Annotated in this window: 17 protein-coding genes; 11 read left to right on the plus strand and 6 right to left on the minus strand. The window is 34.0% G+C overall.

Annotated features, from left to right (window positions below):
• Positions 1-138 precede the first annotated feature (138 nt).
• The gene (locus ACQKCJ_RS16235) at positions 139-519 is read right to left on the minus strand and encodes a nucleoside triphosphate pyrophosphohydrolase family protein (RefSeq protein WP_271338606.1); all 381 of its coding nucleotides are present in this window, start codon (positions 517-519) and stop codon (positions 139-141) included.
• 82 nt (positions 520-601) lie between these two features.
• Here ACQKCJ_RS16235 and ACQKCJ_RS16240 point away from each other — a divergent pair, with 82 nt between their 5' ends.
• From ACQKCJ_RS16240 to ACQKCJ_RS16260, 5 genes are all read left to right on the plus strand, one after another.
• Positions 602-790, plus strand: a complete 189-nt coding sequence (locus ACQKCJ_RS16240; protein ID WP_244860567.1) for a hypothetical protein — start codon at positions 602-604, stop codon at positions 788-790.
• Between the two features lie 187 nt (positions 791-977).
• Positions 978-2,171 carry an SRPBCC family protein gene (locus tag ACQKCJ_RS16245; protein ID WP_427402420.1) on the plus strand — a complete coding sequence of 398 codons (1,194 nt, stop codon included), beginning with the start codon at positions 978-980 and terminating at the stop codon, positions 2,169-2,171.
• A 62-nt stretch (positions 2,172-2,233) separates the two neighbouring features.
• Complete coding sequence (locus ACQKCJ_RS16250; protein ID WP_271338604.1) at positions 2,234-2,776, plus strand: RNA polymerase sigma factor; 543 nt, start codon at positions 2,234-2,236, stop codon at positions 2,774-2,776.
• 30 nt (positions 2,777-2,806) lie between these two features.
• Positions 2,807-3,223, plus strand: coding sequence for a hypothetical protein (locus ACQKCJ_RS16255; RefSeq protein WP_427402421.1), 417 nt, complete (start codon positions 2,807-2,809; stop codon positions 3,221-3,223).
• A gap of 17 nt (positions 3,224-3,240) precedes the next feature.
• Complete coding sequence (locus ACQKCJ_RS16260; RefSeq protein WP_271338602.1) at positions 3,241-3,699, plus strand: sensor of ECF-type sigma factor; 459 nt, start codon at positions 3,241-3,243, stop codon at positions 3,697-3,699.
• A gap of 67 nt (positions 3,700-3,766) precedes the next feature.
• On the opposite strand, the gene ACQKCJ_RS16265 is transcribed toward ACQKCJ_RS16260, so the two are convergent.
• Positions 3,767-4,828: an oxidoreductase gene (locus ACQKCJ_RS16265; protein WP_427402422.1), complete on the minus strand. Its 1,062-nt coding sequence runs from the start codon at positions 4,826-4,828 to the stop codon at positions 3,767-3,769.
• A 119-nt stretch (positions 4,829-4,947) separates the two neighbouring features.
• On the opposite strand from ACQKCJ_RS16265, the gene ACQKCJ_RS16270 reads away from it, so the two are divergent.
• The 3 genes from ACQKCJ_RS16270 (at position 4,948) to ACQKCJ_RS16280 (ending at position 9,663) form a co-directional block, all read left to right on the plus strand.
• Entirely contained in the window at positions 4,948-6,180 is a 1,233-nt protein-coding gene (locus ACQKCJ_RS16270; RefSeq protein WP_427402423.1) for a hypothetical protein, read from the plus strand.
• 134 nt (positions 6,181-6,314) lie between these two features.
• The gene (locus ACQKCJ_RS16275; protein WP_271338599.1) at positions 6,315-8,288 is read left to right on the plus strand and encodes a KUP/HAK/KT family potassium transporter; all 1,974 of its coding nucleotides are present in this window, start codon (positions 6,315-6,317) and stop codon (positions 8,286-8,288) included.
• A gap of 145 nt (positions 8,289-8,433) precedes the next feature.
• A complete protein-coding gene (locus ACQKCJ_RS16280; protein ID WP_271338598.1) occupies positions 8,434-9,663 on the plus strand; it encodes an RsmB/NOP family class I SAM-dependent RNA methyltransferase in 1,230 nt (409 codons plus the stop codon).
• 76 nt (positions 9,664-9,739) lie between these two features.
• Here ACQKCJ_RS16280 and ACQKCJ_RS16285 read toward each other — a convergent pair whose 3' ends face one another.
• Positions 9,740-10,780, minus strand: a complete 1,041-nt coding sequence (locus tag ACQKCJ_RS16285) for an AMP-binding protein (protein ID WP_427402424.1) — start codon at positions 10,778-10,780, stop codon at positions 9,740-9,742.
• A gap of 4 nt (positions 10,781-10,784) precedes the next feature.
• The gene (locus ACQKCJ_RS16290; RefSeq protein ID WP_427402425.1) at positions 10,785-11,720 is read right to left on the minus strand and encodes a CPBP family intramembrane glutamic endopeptidase; all 936 of its coding nucleotides are present in this window, start codon (positions 11,718-11,720) and stop codon (positions 10,785-10,787) included.
• A 115-nt stretch (positions 11,721-11,835) separates the two neighbouring features.
• Between ACQKCJ_RS16290 and arsC the strand changes: the two genes are divergently transcribed.
• On the plus strand, positions 11,836-12,180 hold the full coding sequence (arsC, locus tag ACQKCJ_RS16295; RefSeq protein WP_427402426.1) for an arsenate reductase (glutaredoxin): 345 nt from the start codon (positions 11,836-11,838) through the stop codon (positions 12,178-12,180).
• A gap of 93 nt (positions 12,181-12,273) precedes the next feature.
• Positions 12,274-14,736 (plus strand): TonB-dependent receptor domain-containing protein, encoded by a 2,463-nt coding sequence (locus ACQKCJ_RS16300; RefSeq protein WP_427402427.1) that lies wholly within the window; start codon positions 12,274-12,276, stop codon positions 14,734-14,736.
• Positions 14,737-14,912: 176 nt separating this feature from the next.
• Here the strand turns inward: ACQKCJ_RS16300 and ACQKCJ_RS16305 are convergent, their stop codons facing one another.
• Positions 14,913-15,083 (minus strand): hypothetical protein, encoded by a 171-nt coding sequence (locus ACQKCJ_RS16305; RefSeq protein WP_194615743.1) that lies wholly within the window; start codon positions 15,081-15,083, stop codon positions 14,913-14,915.
• A 414-nt stretch (positions 15,084-15,497) separates the two neighbouring features.
• Between ACQKCJ_RS16305 and fumC the strand changes: the two genes are divergently transcribed.
• Positions 15,498-16,883, plus strand: coding sequence for a class II fumarate hydratase (gene fumC, locus ACQKCJ_RS16310; protein ID WP_427402428.1), 1,386 nt, complete (start codon positions 15,498-15,500; stop codon positions 16,881-16,883).
• Between the two features lie 167 nt (positions 16,884-17,050).
• Here the strand turns inward: fumC and ACQKCJ_RS16315 are convergent, their stop codons facing one another.
• Positions 17,051-18,253, minus strand: a complete 1,203-nt coding sequence (locus ACQKCJ_RS16315) for an NAD(P)-dependent oxidoreductase (RefSeq protein ID WP_427402429.1) — start codon at positions 18,251-18,253, stop codon at positions 17,051-17,053.
• Positions 18,254-18,458: the final 205 nt, after the last annotated feature.

An 18,458-nucleotide genomic window follows, 5' to 3' on the forward strand; every position in this document is an offset into this window, starting at 1 on the left:
GACACCCTTGCATTCAGCTAACACTTCCCACTGTAAAGGCGTGTTCGGGACTTACACCCTAGAGTTATCGCCCATGCTGGGCACACAACAAAAACATCTAATAGATTTTACCATCTATTAGATGTTTTGCAATTTACTTTATAGTAATTTAGAAAAATCCGGCTTAAAATAGTTTGGCCCTTTCATTACTTTTCCGTCTTCTCTGTAAATTGGTTGTCCGTCTTCGCCAAGTTTACTCATATTACTACGCTGAATTTCATCAAAAACAGCTTCAATTTTTTCCTGTAGTCCGTGCTCTATGATCGTACCACACAAAATATACATCATATCTCCAAGAGCATCAGCGATTTCAACCAAATCATTATTCTGAACCGCTTCAAGATATTCTTCGTTCTCTTCTTTCATTAAATTATAACGAAGTATTTTTTTAGATTCACCCAAATCAGCAATTGGTGTTTGACTGTGACCTATTTTAAAAGCAGTATGAAACTCCGTAACTGCATCAAGTTGTTTCTTCATGATATTATTTACTTAAATGAGATGCCAAATTAGCAACTATTCATATACAATTCTCTAAATTTGTAAAAAATAATTTTTTACTATGTTTAGTCAAGGACAATTAATATTCGCACTCTGTTTTTTTATTGCATTTGTAATCGTAATGATATTCGCTTACCGAAAAGACCTCGCATTACATAAAATTTTCTACAAAGGAAATTATAAAGTATTAATTGCTTTCCTGATCTTTATTGCTCTTTTATTTGTAATCAAATTTTACTTTAAAAGATAGTTTCAAAAAATATTTCTATATTTAGAACACGTATTTCTTAAAGCTGCATAATTAAACCTGACTAAAAACGTTTTATTTAAAGCTTTTTTTGATCAAAATAATTTCACAAAGTGTACTTTTATTGTTGCACGAGTAATGCGACTAGTAATAAAATTTATAACTTTACGACACAAAATCACCGACTCCAATGAAGATTCTAAAATATATATTCCTACTATTATTATTAAGTTTAGTTGCCCTAACCGTTTTTGTTGCTACCCAAAAAGGGATTTTTTCTGTTGAAAGAAGCAAAGTGATCAATTCGCCAAAAACAACGGTTTACAATTATATAAATGATTTTAGAAATTATGAAGATTTTGAGTCGTGGTCAGTAGCTGATCCTTCAATAAAAATGACATTCCCTAATAAAACAGCCGGAAATGGTGCTTCGTATTATTGGACCGGATCTGAAGGAAATGGAAATGCAATTACTCTAAAAACGAAAGAAGGGGAAAGCATTCAGCAAAAAATGAAATACGACGGTACGGAAGCAGATGTTAACTGGACGTTTAAAGATACTCTGGGCGGAAAAACTAAAGTTACCTGGAAAGCAAGCGGAACTATGAGTTTCCTATTTAAAGTTTACACTGCTCTTAACGGAGGTTCCGACAAAGTCATTGGAACTATTTACGAAAAAAGCCTTGCAAATATTGACAAAAACCTGGATTACGAAACCAGAACTTTTGCAGTTGAAATGAATGGAGTGGTAAAGAAAACTGAAACACCGTATATTGGACAGACGTTTACAAGTGAAATTCAGAAAGTAAGCAAGAATGCCAGAATTGTAATCCCGAAACTTATCGAGTTTAGCCAAAACAATGGCTTAACTGCCAACGGAAAACCATTTATTATCTACCACACCTATAACACAGCAACGGGATTAGCCAAAATTTCTATTTGTTTGCCTACAAACAAGGAAATCATGACAACATCAGGAAGCGATATTTCAGGCGGAACATTAAATGGCTTCGAAGGCGTAAAAACAACTCTTAAAGGTGATTACAGCCACATTAATGAAGCAATTACAAAAACCAACAACTTCATAAACAAAGAGAAAATTACACCGGATTTAAGCTGGTCACATCTTGAGATCCTGACTATTAGCAAGCTAGATGTAAAAAGTCCGTCTAAACTAACGACTGAAGTTTATTACCCAATACAGCCTAAAGTTGTTCCGGTTGCTAAAACTCCTGTTTACAGAACAGATGTTGAACCAACTTATCCGGAGCCAACAGAAGCAGATCCTTCAGAGGCACCAAAAACGGCGCCTAAACTAGCTCCAAAACCAAAACCGACTCCAAAACCAGCTCCAAAAACAGAAGAAGAACAGTCAGAATTCTAAAATAATCATGACCGATTAAACCTTTTGTTTAAATTTCATTCTAATAAGATAAATCAAAAAATTTGACAGACGAGAAGGAGTTTATACAACAATTATTAAATCCTAAGACGCAAAATACAGCGTTTCAAAAACTCCTGTCTGATTATCAGAAACCATTGTATTCTCATATTCGAAACATCGTTTTGAATCATGATGATACAGATGATGTTTTGCAAAATACTTTTGTAAAAGTTTTTCAGTATTTAAAAAATTTCAAAGGAGAGAGTAAACTTTTCTCCTGGATGTACCGAATTGCAACCAATGAGGCTTTGACTTTTTTAAATCAAAAAGCAAAACTAAGCGGATTAACTTCTGAAGCATTACAAAATAAAACCATCGACAATCTGAAAGCTGATGTTTATTTTGATGGTGATGAAATACAGATAAAACTTCAAAAAGCTATCGTGACCTTGCCGGAAAAACAGCAATTGGTTTTTAAGATGAAATACTTTGAAGAATTAAAATATGAAGAAATTTCTGAAATCCTAGGGACTTCAGTTGGCGCATTGAAAGCATCTTATCATCATGCTGTAAAAAAAATTGAAATATATGTTACATCAAATTAAACCTTTTGTAACTAAAACTATCTTATAGATATGAAAGCATTTAAATTAGAAAACGAACCGAAGATAACAACTGGATTTAAAGCTCCGGAGCATTACTTTGATGATTTTTCGGAAAAAATTTTACAACAGCTAAAAGACAAAAAAGAAGTAAAAGTAATTCCGATTTATAAACGTAAAAAGGTTCTTTCACTACTTGCCGCAGCTGTAGTTGTTACTGCATTAATGATCCCTATAGTTAACAACTACAATAACACTTCTAAAGATCTTGACGAAGACACTTTAGAGACCTATTTATCCTATCAGTCGAATTTAAATCAATATGATTTAATTAAGGAATTGGATACTAAAGACATCGACAAGCTTAACAAAAATGTTGCCCTTGAACAGGAAACACTCGAAGATATATTGGCTACAAACCCAAATCTTGAAAATTTAATTTCAGAATAAAATAAAAATATCAAAAGATGAAAATTAAAAATATACTACCGATAATTCTTTTCTTTTTCACTTTATCATTTTATGCACAAAGTGACAAAACAGATGAAAAGCGAGAAAAAATTAAGGCTTATAAAGTTTCTTTTTTAACTACAGAATTAGAACTGACCTCGACAGAAGCGGAGAAATTCTGGCCTATTTATAATGCATATGACGATAAACAATATGAATTGCGTCATGAAAAAATGAAAACTTATCTACGCAAATTAGATGATGACAACATTACTTCAATGTCAGAAAAAGATGCAGCGTTGCTTTTATCACAAATAGAAAGTACTGATAAAGAATTATATCTTTTACGAGACAAGTATACCAGCAATTTGAAAAAGATATTATCAGCAAAGAAAATATTAAAGCTTAAAAAATCTGAAGATGATTTTAATCGTAAATTATTAAAACAATATCGGGATAAAGCAGGCAAAAGCTAATATCAAAAAGAACAACAGCGATGAGGACCCTATATAATAATACTTACTTTATTATTTAGGGTTCTTGTTATTTAAAACGGATTCTGATTACTTTATTATGACCTGCAGCAATTGCCGTATTTCTATTGACAAAGCGAATAGTAAAAAGTTTTGAATCTGTTGATAATTGAGTCCAGTTTTCGCCGCCGTTCTGAGAATACTGAATCCCTTCAGAACCAACGCAGATAATTTCTTTACCATTTCCGCCCGGAACGTATTGTACGCATGATGCATATCCAAAACCCATTTCCTGGCCTATTAACTTCCAGGTATTTCCACCATCAGTTGTAAAAGCTTTATTATCTGTTTTTTTATTTGGAAGCTCATAATCACCTCCCGCAACAAATCCGTGTTTAGCATCATAAAAATCGGCTGTAAAAATACCCGTCATTGCTTTTCCCTGAACAATTGGCGTTTCAATTACTTTCCATGTTTTTGCTTTATCAGGAGAATAAAAAACGCGCGCTTTTTTTCCTCCGGAAACCAGCCAGGTATCATTTCCTTTTATAACAATATTCGAATTACTTGCTGCAAAAGCGGCTTCGCCCTCAGCGTTTGTAGGTAATTTATCTGAGAGTATTTTTGTCCAGGTTTCCCCTCCGTCACGTGTTACAATAATCGAAAAAGTATCTTCTGTCGGGTCACCAATTGCGATTCCCTCCTTATCATTCCAAAATTGCATACTATCGTAAAACACCTTCGGGTTAACTTCCTTATAAACTAATTTAACTTTTTGCGTTTTTTTAGAAACCTGATAAAGCAGTGCAGGATTTCCTACACTCAATAAAAAAACACTTTGAGAATTTTGCGCAATGCTTCTAAATTCTAAGTTTAAAGTATCACGATAAATACGGTCTTCAAACTTCTCTTTTTTATCTAAATCATAATAGCCAAAACGGGAATTATCAGCTCCGTACCAGATTTTATTCTTATCAATTACGATCGCTCTGATACTAATTTTATCCTGAAATAAAGTATCTATTTGTATGGAAGTAAAACCTCCCCATAACGACTTTTTATCATTATGATTCAGCGCTTTAAAAGACATCAACAAAATCAAAGCACCGAAAAACAATATTACTTTTCTCATATATAGTAGGTTTTTTTGTTGCTAAAATACAATTATTTATAACATATAAAATAAGTTCTGTTCTTTTTTCTGGCACAGTAATTGGATATCTCAGAATATTAATCTTAATATGATTTAAAATGAAAACTAAACTACTTTTTATAGCCCTGTTAACATTAGGTTTTAGTTCTGTATCTGTACAGGGACAAACTACTGTTTATGCAAAAAATTCAGATATAAGCGATAACTTAGACTTAAGAGCTGTAGCGTCTATGTTTGGGGAATCAGCGAATCTTCAGGATTTTGAAAGACGTTTGAACGATCCCAAATACCAGATATCAAATCTTGATTTAAACGGTGATGATCAGGTTGATTATTTACGAGTAATCGAATCTGTAGAAAACAGAACTCACGTTGTAATTATTCAGGCTGTTTTAGATCGCGATGTATATCAGGACATTGCAACGATAGATGTAGAAAGAGACAATTATAATAAAGTTAGCGTACAGGTTGTAGGTAACACCTACTTATACGGGGCCAACTATATTTATGAGCCGGTTTACAGTGTAACTCCTGTGATCTACAACTCGTTCTGGGTAACAAATTACAGACCTTATTACTCAACATGGACATGGAATATATATCCTACTTACTATGCCGCATGGAGACCTTACCCAATTTACAGATACAGAAACAATATTAATGTTTGTATCAACGTAAACAATCATTACAATTATGTAAGCACAAGAAGAAGTTACAGAGCTCCTGTTTTATACGAATCTAGACGCACATATGGCTACGAAACAAGACGTCCTGATTATAGCTTTGCGCAAAGACATTCTAACGTATCAAACAGATATGATCTGGATCAAAGACGTGTAGCAAGCAGAGATTATAACAGAACTCAAAATACTTACAACACTAACAGAACAAGTACAGGAAGAGTTTCATCTACGGATGACAGAACTCCAAACAGAAATTACACTGAAAACAGAAACAGTACTGACAGAAGCTACAACACCAACCGTACATCTTCTGCCAGCAGAGATAATTCTTCAAATGTAAATAATCCTGTAAGAGTTGAAAACACTCCAAGAACAGAAAACAGAAGAGATTACAGTCAAAATAATGCGAATGTTTCAAGAGAAAGTTCACAAAACATGAATACCAATAGAGGTTCTGCTACTCAAAGAACAGAAACTCCAAGAAGTTATTCAGAAAACAGAGGAAGTTCTGAGAACAGATCAAGCTCAGCAAGAACTCAAAACACACAACGTTCTGAGTCTCCAAGAGCCAGTCAGGAATCAAGAAGCAGCCAGCCACAAAGAGAAAGCGGATCTGGTTCAAGAAGCGCCGGAGGAAGAAGAGGTTAATATTAATTTCGCATTTATAGATAAAAAACTAAAGCACAATTTAACGATTGTGCTTTTTTTTATCTTTTTAATTATAATTGACTCTAATTTGTTTTAAAACAGTAAATTTGCAACCGTCTTTTATAAAAACATACATGAGCGCATCGCATAAAAACTTACACAGTAAGTTGTCTATAGGGGGTTTATTGATAACATTAGGGATTATTTATGGAGATATCGGTACTTCTCCATTATATGTAATGAAAGCCATACTTGGTGATTACGCCATAAACGCTGACATTGTTCTGGGTGGAATTTCATGTGTTTTTTGGACCTTGACCTTACAAACTACCATAAAGTATGTCCTTATTACTTTAAGCGCTGATAATCACGGCGAAGGCGGTATTTTCGCCTTGTATGCCCTGGTCAAAAAAACGAAAATTCAATGGCTTATTGTACCCGCCATTATTGGAGGAAGTGCTTTGCTTGCCGATGGAATTATAACCCCGCCCATTTCGATATCATCAGCTGTAGAAGGAATTAGAGCGTTTTATCCTACAATGAAAACTGAGACGATTGTTTATATCGTAATCGGAATTCTATTTATTCTATTTACCATACAACAATTTGGAACCAAGCTAGTTGGAAAGTTTTTTGCTCCAATGATGTTAATTTGGTTTGCCATGTTGGGAACTCTGGGAACTATACAAATTATAACTCATCCTGAAGTAATAAAAGCAGTAAACCCTTACTACGCTTACCATTTATTATCTATTCATCCTGACGGTTTCTTCGTGCTTGGTTTTGTGTTTTTATGTACTACAGGTGCTGAAGCGTTATACTCTGACATGGGGCACTGCGGAAGAAAAAACATTAGAATAAGCTGGATTTTTGTAAAAACAACTTTAGTTCTGAACTACTTTGGTCAGGCAGCTTATTTAATTCACCATGAAGGAAGTACATTGCAACAACTAGGTGGAGAGAACGGAAACCCTTTCTATTTGATTATGCCGCACTGGTTCCTTCCATTCGGGATTGTAGTAGCAACTTTGGCTGCAGTTATTGCTTCTCAGGCACTTATCAGTGGTTCATTTACTTTGATAAACGAAGCAATGCGATTGAATTTCTGGCCAAAAGTAAAAATCAAATATCCTACAGAAGTAAAAGGACAATTGTATATTCCGTCAATCAACTGGTTATTGTTTTTTGGTTGTGTTGGAATCGTTTTACACTTCGAAAAATCAGGAAATATGGAGCATGCCTATGGTCTTGCTATCATTTTATGTATGATCATGACTACTATCTTACTTAATTATTATCTGATAATGAAAAGAGTAAAATTGTATTTGATGGTACCACTTATCACAATTTATTTATTGATCGAATTCAGTTTCTTAATTGCTAACATTACCAAATTTGCAGAAGGTGGTTATGTAACGTTAATCATTGCAATGATTTTGATTTCGATTATGACAATTTGGTATCTGGCCAAAAGAATTAATAAAAGCTATACCAAAATCATCAAAATCGACGATTATAAGAAGGTTTTAATGGAATTGAGCGAAGATTTATCTATTCCTAAATACGCTACACACCTGGTTTACATGACTAATGCGAATCGTGTGGATGAATTGGAGGAAAAAGTAATCTACTCAATATTACAAAAACGTCCTAAAAGAGCTGATATCTATTGGTTTGTACACGTAAACATTTTGACTGAGCCTTATAAAACTCAATATAAAGTTACTGAGATTGCGAAAGATGACATTTATAGAATCGATTTTAATTTAGGATTTAGAGAACCTACCAAAATCAATTTAATGTTTAGAGAAGTAATTCGTGACATGGTAAAACGTGGCGAAGTAGATATTACGAGCCGTTACGAATCATTGAATAAAAACAATATTATTGGTGACTTTAAATTTGTATTGTCTGAAAAATTCCTTTCGAATGACAATGATTTAAGATGGCACGAAAACATTATAATGAACTCTTATTTCTTTATTAAGAAACTAAGTTTATCTGAAGAAAGAGCATTTGGTCTGGACAGTAGTTCTGTAAAAATAGAAAAATTCCCAATGGTACTTCACGCTCCGGAAAATATCGGATTGACGAGAATTATAAAATAAATCAATTCTAAAACACATTCAAAAACACTCTTTTAAACATTATTAGAGTGTTTTTTTCTTTTTAAAGGGAAGTTAAAATAACATTCATAATTAAAAATTTAACTTTCAATCAATTAATAGTACCTTTGCAACTCAAATAATTAAAATGAGATTACACAGAAATTTAGTTTATACTACCATCGATTCTTTAAATGCAATTTTCAATGAAGGAGAATATGCAGACAAAGTGGTAGCAAGAGCATTAAAAAAAGACAAACGTTGGGGAAGTTCTGACAGGAAGTTTGTTGCTGAAACGATATACGAAATTGTTCGTTGGAAACGATTATACGCAGAAATTGCCGAAGTAAAAGAACCTTTCGACAGAGAGAATCTATGGAGAATGTTTGCCGTATGGGCAGTTTTAAGAGGTTATCCTATTCCGGATTGGAAACAACTGGAAGGAACTCCTGAAAGAAAAATAAAAGGACGTTTTGATGAACTTTCTAAAGTTAGAGCACTTAAAGAATCTATTCCGGACTGGATGGATGAATTGGGCGTAAAAGAACTTGGCGAAAAAGTTTGGGCTACAGAAATTGCAGCTCAAAATCAACCTGCAAAAGTTATTTTAAGAACCAATACACTTAAAGGAACTAAGGAAAACCTAAGAAACACGTTGATGGATTTGAATATTGAAACAGAATATTTAAAAGATCAACCTGAAGCTTTAGTCTTAAAAGAAAGAGCAAACGTATTCTTAACTGACGCTTTTAAACAGGGACTTTTTGAAGTTCAGGATGCAAACTCACAATTGGTGGCCGGTTTTCTTGATGTAAAACCAGGAATGCGTATCGTTGATACATGCGCAGGAGCAGGAGGAAAAACATTGCATATTGCTTCTTTAATGGAAAATAAAGGACAATTGATTGCAATGGATTTGTATGAAAGCAAACTAAAACAATTAAAATTAAGAGCTAAAAGAAATGGTGCTTTTAATATTGAATACAGAATTATTGACACAACAAAAGTGATCAAAAAATTACACGAAAAAGCAGATCGTGTATTAATTGATGCGCCTTGTAGTGGTTTAGGAGTTCTAAAAAGAAATCCTGATGCTAAGTGGAAATTAAAACCTGAGTTTATTGATAATATCCGTAAAGTACAGGCAGAAGTTTTAGAAAGTTATTCTAAAATTGTAAAACCAGGCGGAAAATTAGTATACGCAACTTGTTCTGTTTTACCATCTGAAAATCAGGAGCAAATAGAAAAATTCTTAAAAACTGAAATCGGAAAACAATTTACGTTCATAAAAGACCGTAAAATTTTAGCTTCAGAATCAGGTTTCGACGGATTTTATATGGCGTTGTTAGAACGTAAAAATGCTGTAATTGCTGAATAACATATAAATTATATTTTAAAAAATCCCAAATTCCAATTTTACAATTGCAATTTGGGATTTTTATTTTGGGAATACCTTAAACTAAACTTGGTTTACGCAATAACTTCCCATTCTCGTTTTCCTTAAATTTTGGAACAAAAACAATTTCTTTCGGTTTTTCGTATTTATCCAGAACATCAAAAAAGTCCGCAGCAAATTCTTGCTTTTCTCCTTCGATAACCAAAATTAATTTTTCTCCTAAAACAGTATCAGGAACTCCCGTAACAAAGAATCTATTCGTTATCTTGTTAATTAATTTCGCTTCTATCTGTTCGGGAATTAACTTCACTCCTCCACTATTTACAACATTGTCGATTCTTCCCAGAAAAATAAATTGATTTTCTCTTACTAAATCGACCAAATCATTGGTTACAATAGGCTCATCAGAAATACTCGCCAATTTAATAACCAAACATCCCCGATCATCCTGAGCAATCTTTACATTAGGCAAAACAGTAAAAACATTTTCTCCTACCTTTCTCGCAGCGATATGAGTAATCGTTTCAGTCATACCATAAGTTTCATAAACTTCTGTCTTTAATGGTAAAACTTTTTCTTCGAGAGCAGCATCCATTTTTGCCCCTCCCACAATTAATTTCTTTACATTTTTTAAGGCCGCAATAGAATTATGAACCTGTAAAGGCACCATTGCAACAAAATCATATACTTTATCATTAAATGCTAATGGTTGCGTACTTGGCTCTGTAATATCCAACTCAAGACCTAAAATTAAGCTTCGAACCAGCATCATTTTACCGGCAATAAACTTTACAGGCAAACAAAGTAAAGCCTTGTTTCCTGGCTCTAATTCAAAAAAATCTCCCGTAGCCAAAGCCGATTGAATCATGGCTTGTTTTTCTAATTGCACCAATTTAGGAAGCCCGGTTGTTCCGGAAGTTCTCAATTCGATATAATCCTTATCATCGAACCAATCGAGTAAAAACTCTCCTATCGCCTGCTCGTTGCCATCACCTTCTTTTATATAATCATAAGCAACACGGCGCACCTCGTCTGCGTTTAAATGAAATCCATCTATTTTAAAATAATTATGGACATTTTTGTGTGTTAATTTTGACATATTATTATTGATTTGAAATTTCTACAACATTTATTTTACCTGTTAATTTTTCTTTCCAATTAGTCCAATTGTATTTTTTACTAAAGATAAATAGTAAAATAGGATAAATCACTACAACCGGCAATATAACATCCAGACCCGCTGAAGGTTCTGACATATCTTTGAAAAGGGAATGTGTCTGAAAAACAGACCAATCTGAAGTAACCAATATAGCTCCAATCAAATTATTTGCAGCATGAAACCCTAATGCCAATTCTATTCCTTCATCCATAAGAGTGATGATACCTAAAAACAAGCCGGTTCCTATATAATAAACCATTATAACGTAACCCATTTTTTCAACTTCAGGATTAAAAATGTGCATCGATCCAAAGATGATCGATGTCATCAACAACGGAAACCATTTGTTTAGTGCCAAATTAGCAAATCCCTGCATCAAATATCCTCTAAAAACATATTCTTCTGTACTCGTTTGTATTGGTATTAATATCGCCCCAATAACAACCAAAATCAAAAACGGAACCGGTTTAAAATTCCAGATAAAATTTTCGGGAGAATTAAAATACACAACCAGAAAACTTATTAATGTAAAGAAAGACCATAAAAGGAATGAAAAACCAATACGTTTCCAATCTACTTTTTTTCTAGATGTCGTAACCGATAAAAATGTTTGATGATGCAAATACTTCACCACAAAATAAATTCCCAAAAGTGCAAAAGCAAAAGAAATCATTACCAAAAACAAGGTAAGATTAGGTTCGAATATTTTCATAACAGCAGCATTGTCTGTTGGAAAATCCTCTTTCTTGACAATACTTTTATACAATACTGCAATCGAAAAAGGAATTTGACCAATAAACGATGCGATAATAATCAAAACTGATCCTATAAGATATAGCCAAAATTTATTTTGAGGTTTAATTCCTTGTTCTAAAAACATATTTATAATAATTTAAAAATGAGAATTCGATTTAATAAGTAAACCTTATTTTTGCTCTTGCTAAAATACCTAATTTTAGTTTAATTATCTTACAACATATTTTAAATATCTCAAAATGATACAAATTTACCATAATCCACGTTGCGGCAAATCCAGGAACTGTCTGGCATTCATAGAACAAACAAATCAGGAATATCAAATTATTCCGTACCTGACAGAAACCCCAACTTTTAATGAGCTAAAAGAAGTTCTTAAAAAGCTTAATCTCGAACCTCTTGAATTAGTCCGAATCAAAGAAAAAATCTGGATCGAAAACTATAAAGGAAAAGAACTAAGTAACGATCAGATTATTCAGGCTATGATTGATAATCCAATTCTGATCGAACGTCCAATTGTTGTAAAAGACGGAAAAGCTATTATTGGAAGAGACCCTGATCTTGTAGCGGCTTTTTTAGACTGATTATAAAGAATCAAATTAACATATTTTTGTGATTTCCCTCTTTAAACCAAAAGGTACATTTGTGGTCTAAAATAAAAAGAAACCAAAAATATAATGAAAAAAATCAAATTTGCTGTATTGCTTGTATTGCTATTTACAAGTTTTTACAATTATGCCCAACAAGGACCACCTGCTAAAAACAAAGTAAAAGTTACGGGGAAAGTTTTCGAAAAAATAAGCAAACAACCTCTTGAATATGCAACAATATCAATCACTGCTCCAAATGACACAAAAGTTATTGCTGGAGGTATCACCAATCCAAAAGGTGAATTTGATGTAGCGGTTGCTCCGGGAACTTATGATATAAAGATTGAATTCATTTCGTTTAAGCCCACCCTAATCAAAGGAAAGAACATTCAGGGCGATACCAACTTAGGAGTTGTTAATCTATCTGAAGATGCAGCACAATTAAACGAAGTTGTAATTCGTGCCGAAAAATCGACGGTAGAAATAAAACTGGACAAAAAAGTATACAATGTTGGACAGGATATGATGGTTAAAGGCGGAACTGTAAGCGACGTTTTAGACAATGTTCCATCAGTTTCTGTTGATACTGAAGGAAATGTAAGTTTAAGAGGAAGTGACAACATTAGAATTTTAATTGACGGAAGACCTTCAAACGCTATTAATGTTGCAGAAGCTTTACGCCAATTACCCGCCGATGCTATTGATAAAGTAGAAGTAATTACAAACCCATCTGCTCGTTATGATGCGGAAGGTGGTTCAGGATTAATTAACATTATTCTTAAAAAAGGAAAAAACCAGGGCTTTAACGGAACTTTTATTGCCTCAACAGGAATTCCTGAGACTTATGGCTTAAGTGGGAACCTAAACTACAAAACCGAAAAATTAAATTATTTTACGACAGCGGGTTACAACTACAGAACTAACGAAGGCGGCGGATTAACCAATACGGAATATCTTAATGCTAACGGAACTCCTAAAGGTTATTTAGACGAAGATCGTGATACCAAAAGAACTAACAAGGGATTTAATGGAAGAGCAGGTATAGAATGGACAGTTGCCCCCAATACTTTTTGGACAAATGCCATTAATTACCAAAAAAATAGTGGTGATACCAGAGACTTAATTAATTATTATAATTATGATGCTGCCCACGCTTATACCGGTACATCATACCGTTTAAACAATGGAAATACAGGAAGCGAAAATGTAGAATATACTTCCAATTTGATCAAAAACTTCAACGATAAGGGACATAAACTTACCGCTGATTTATCGATTTCAAGAAATACAGACGACAGCAACAGTATTATTACAGCTTCACCTAATTTTAACAACACGTTAAACGATCAAGTTCAAAAACAAATACAAGTTCAGGCTGACTATGTTCTGCCATTAGGCGAAGGAAGCCAGTTCGAAGCCGGATATAAAGGTAGTTTTGGAGACCTGAATAACCAATATCTAATCACTGATGGCGCAGGTGTCAAAGATGATAACTTATCAAACACTTTAGAGTACAAAGAAAACATAAACGCGGTATATACCCAGTATGGCTTTAAGGTTAATAAATTCTCTTATTTATTTGGATTACGTTGGGAAGATACCAATATTCAGGTTAACTTACTAGACACTAATGAGTTTAACACTAAGAAATACAACAATTTATTTCCTAGTGCTTTTATTAGTTACGAAATATCAGATCAGAGCAACTTTACTGCCAGCTACAGTAAACGTTTAACAAGACCCAGAGGTCGTTTCATGAATCCTGCAACAAATTACTCGAGCAATATTAATATTTTTCAGGGAAATCCGGATTTAGATCCTTCTTTAACTGACAAATATGATATTGGATACATCAAACGTTGGGATAAATTGACTTTTAATACTTCTGCTTATTTCGAAAACACAAAAGACGTTTTTAGTTTCGTACGAACTCCAAACGGTGACACAGTAGATGGAATTCCTGTTATTTTAAGCAGACCAATTAACTTAGGAAGAGAGCAAAAATATGGTTTCGAATTTACACTGAATTATACACCATTTAAGAAATGGAGAGTAAACAGTAACTTCAACCTTTATAACGTAAAAACAACGGGAGAAAATACGTATACCGATACGAACGGAAATGTGGTTGTGCAAAATCTAAACAACCAAGCTAATACCTGGTTTGCCAGAATCAACTCAAAATTAACGTTACCATACAAAATCGACTGGCAATTAAGCGGAGTCTACAATGGAGAACAAAAAACTGCTCAGGGTAAAAACCTTGGACAATTTGCAATGAACACCGCTTTCAGTAAAGATGTACTAAAAGACAAAGCGACTGTTGCATTCAACATCAGCGACATCTTCAACTCAAGAATCATGAGGTCATACACTTATCTGCAGAATGACACAACTCTTGAGAGCCAGACATCATATAGCGAAATGCAATTCCGTAAACGTCAATTCAACTTATCTTTCACTTATCGTTTTAACAAACCTAAAACCGAAAGAGAGAAACCGGGAGCACCTAAAAATGAAGGTGATGGTGGGGGAGATTTTCCCGGATAACATTCCTTAAAATTCCAAAATATAAAAAATCCAAATTCCAATTCCAGACTTAATGATTAAGTTCTAAAAAATTGGAATTTGGAATTTTTTATTTTTGGGATTTTGTATTTTAAATTTATTTGCATAAAAAAAAGGACTCGTAAAACGGGTCCTTTTTTTATGAAGTCAACTTAAAATTAAATTGCTTGTTCTGCTTTTTTCTTTGCTCTTTTCTCTTTGATAAGTTCCCAGCTCGCTCCCGTAACCCAATAAGATACGAAACCAACCAAGAAAAACATCAACCAAAACCCTATAGTTAGTATGGTCAAGAAAAGTAAAAAGCCTAAGTACTGTGAAAATTCAAACATGTTTTCCGGAATTTTTGAATGTAAGTACAAATGTAGGTCTTATATTTTTCCTTAGCAATAAAATCCAAATCAATTTTTATAAAATCATAATAATCCGTATATTTAAACTCATTTTAAATAAGCTTTTTTTGCCATGATTAATTCCTTTATAATCAAACAATCTAAAAAAGAAGAAGAAGATAAGTATTTTCAGGAGCTATTTCCTGCTGTACGCTATATCTTTTATGGCGAACCCCACCATAAAAGGATGTCGCTCCCATCAGGGCTAGGAAAACCGTTTTTATAAGAAGTTTCAATCATAAAGAAAAAAAATCAGTTCTAATTAGCGTTTTTACGAAGTAGACCGGTTTCATCCGCGTCTTATTTACCATACTATTTTACCAATTACACATATAACATTTTACAAAAAACATCATGAAATACAGAATAGAAAAAGACACAATGGGCGAAGTACAAGTCCCTGCAGACAAATACTGGGGCGCACAAACAGAACGTTCCCGAAACAATTTCAAAATTGGAGCTTCGGCATCTATGCCACAAGAAATCATAGAAGGCTTTGCTTATCTAAAAAAAGCAGCAGCTTATGCCAATGCTGACCTAGGTGTTTTGCCAGCCGAAAAAAGAGATGCAATTGCAGCAGTTTGTGACGAAATTCTGGCCGGACAATTAAAAGATGAATTCCCGTTGGTAATTTGGCAAACAGGTTCAGGAACACAAAGCAACATGAATGTAAACGAAGTGGTTGCCAATCGTGCACAAGTTCTTAAAGGTTTCAATATTGGCGAAGGCGAACCTTTTATCAAAGCGAACGATGATGTAAACAAATCCCAGTCATCAAATGATACTTTCCCGACGGCTATGCACATTGCAGCTTACAAAATGGTTATTGAAACAACCATTCCGGGAGTCGAAAAACTACACGCAACTTTAGCCGCAAAAGCAACCGAATTCAAAGATGTTGTAAAAATTGGCCGTACACATCTTATGGATGCAACTCCCCTCACGCTTGGTCAGGAAATTTCAGGATATGCAGCTCAATTGTCTTTTGGACTAAAAGCACTTAAAAATACTTTAGCACATTTATCCGAAATAGCATTGGGCGGAACCGCAGTAGGAACCGGATTAAATACTCCAAAAGGATACGACGTAAAAGTCGCTGAATATATTGCAAAGTTCACCAAATTACCTTTCGTTACAGCCGAGAATAAATTTGAAGCTCTGGCTGCACACGATGCGATTGTCGAAACACACGGCTCTTTAAAACAATTGGCTGTTTCATTAAATAAAATAGCAAACGATATTAGAATGTTAGCTTCCGGACCTCGCTCTGGAATTGGAGAAATTCATATTCCTGAAAATGAACCGGGATCATCAATAATGCCGGGAAAAGTAAACCCAACACAATGTGAGGCTTTAACCATGGTTTGCGCACAAGTAATAGGAAACGATATGGCAATCGCCATTGGCGGAATGCAGGGACATTATGAATTGAATGTTTTTAAACCTGTAATGGCTGCTAATTTCCTTCAGTCAGCAAGATTATTAGGTGATGCTTGCATTTCATTCGACGAGCATTGTGCTCAGGGAATCGAACCAAACTACAAACGCATCAAAGAATTGGTCGACAATTCATTGATGTTGGTTACCGCTTTGAACACAAAAATAGGCTATTACAAAGCTGCTGAAATTGCTCAGACCGCACACAAAAATGGAACGACCCTAAAAGACGAAGCCGTACGTTTGGGTTATGTAACTCCGGAAGACTTCGATGCCTGGGTAAAACCGGAAGAGATGGTGTAGAAAAAGTCGCAGTCGCAGTCGCAGTCGCAGTCGCCACTAATAAAAAAGGCAGAAAACTAAATAGTTTTCTGCCTTTTTTATTAACTTTATTAATACCTACAGCTTTGACAAAGTTTACCCGCTCTCAAAACTGAAAACTGAAAACTGAGACCGCGACTGAGACCTCCTTATTTCCCGTCTACATAATCTTGTAAGTAGCTAAATCTTTCGGTTAATTTTCCTTTCTCCGTTATTTTTGCACGCCGCAGGATTCCGTCTTTATCTCCATTAAAAAAGGCAGGAATTACGTGTTCCATAAATTGTTCGCCAAAACCTTCGCTGGCGTCTTTTGGAATTTCGCATGGCAAATTATCAACTGCCATAACCACAACAGCTGCAGGATGAAACACCTCTACTTCTCTATCTTCTAAAGGAAAGTATCCATAAATAGGTTCTTCGATTGTAGACGAACGCAAAGTACATGAAATTGGTCCTTTTACATCGCAAGATATATCAGCAACAACTTTTAATTTGCAGTCACTCGCATTCAGCATTTCTTTCGTTAAAATCATCGGAGCACCAGCCCCATAAAAATGTCCTGCGAAATAGATATCCGAAACTTTAGTAAACTTTTCAAAATCTGAAACATATTCATCAGGATGCGCAACGAAATCCTGAAAATCCAAAACCTTTCCATCAGTGCGTTTATTATACTCTAAAACATCTAACTGAATGTAAACTGGTTGTGTATAATTTTTAGTCAAGTAATTCTCAACTGTAATTTCTTTTACTTTAATAGCGTCCAAAATTTCTTTTGCTCCGCTCCCCACTTTTCCGGTTCCGGTAAGCACAAATTTTAATGCGGGTAAATTAATACGTTTCAAATGCATGATAAGTACATCTTTTCCTGAAAGTGTTTCTGCTTTTGGCAATTTAAATAATTCAAATTTTATTCCAAAAGCGCGGATTCCGTTATAAACACCAACCATTCCGGCATACCTTCCAAAACCAATTAAACGGCGATTTTGATCGTCAACAATAGTTTCATGATCATATAGATCGATGTTTTTCTCTAAAATTGCTTTTAACAATTTCTGATTATAAGGCTGCTTCTTTATTGTATGAGAAAAAAAGAAATATGCTTTTTCCGGGATTAAATTTTCAACAGGAACTTCTTTTACTCCAAATAAAACATCACAATTAGAAACATCATCCGTAACAGTAATTCCCATACTTTGATATTGAACATCCGTAAAAATCCTAATATCTGAACTTTCTACCTCAACGATAGCTTCATTATAAGTTTGTTTCAGTTTTACGAGTTCGCTTGGTGAAAATACAACACGTCTGTCAGGCGGATTTTTTCTTTCCTTAATAATTCCAAATTTCATTTATAGCAGATTAAAATAATTATTAATATAACTTTTTGAACTCATTTTGTTTCAAATATAACAAATTTAGTTAAAGTTTTGTTGTTAAAAATCAATTTAGAATGTTCGTAAACTGTTAAAAGCTGACTAACAAACAACTAATTAAACAAAATCTTAATTTTTTGTTAAAACTGCCTTTTTGGTTATACAAAATTGGCAAAACATA

Origin of the sequence: Flavobacterium sp. NPDC079362 (genome assembly GCF_050267765.1) — a bacterium.
GTDB classification, from domain to species: Bacteria; Bacteroidota; Bacteroidia; order Flavobacteriales; family Flavobacteriaceae; genus Flavobacterium; species Flavobacterium azizsancarii.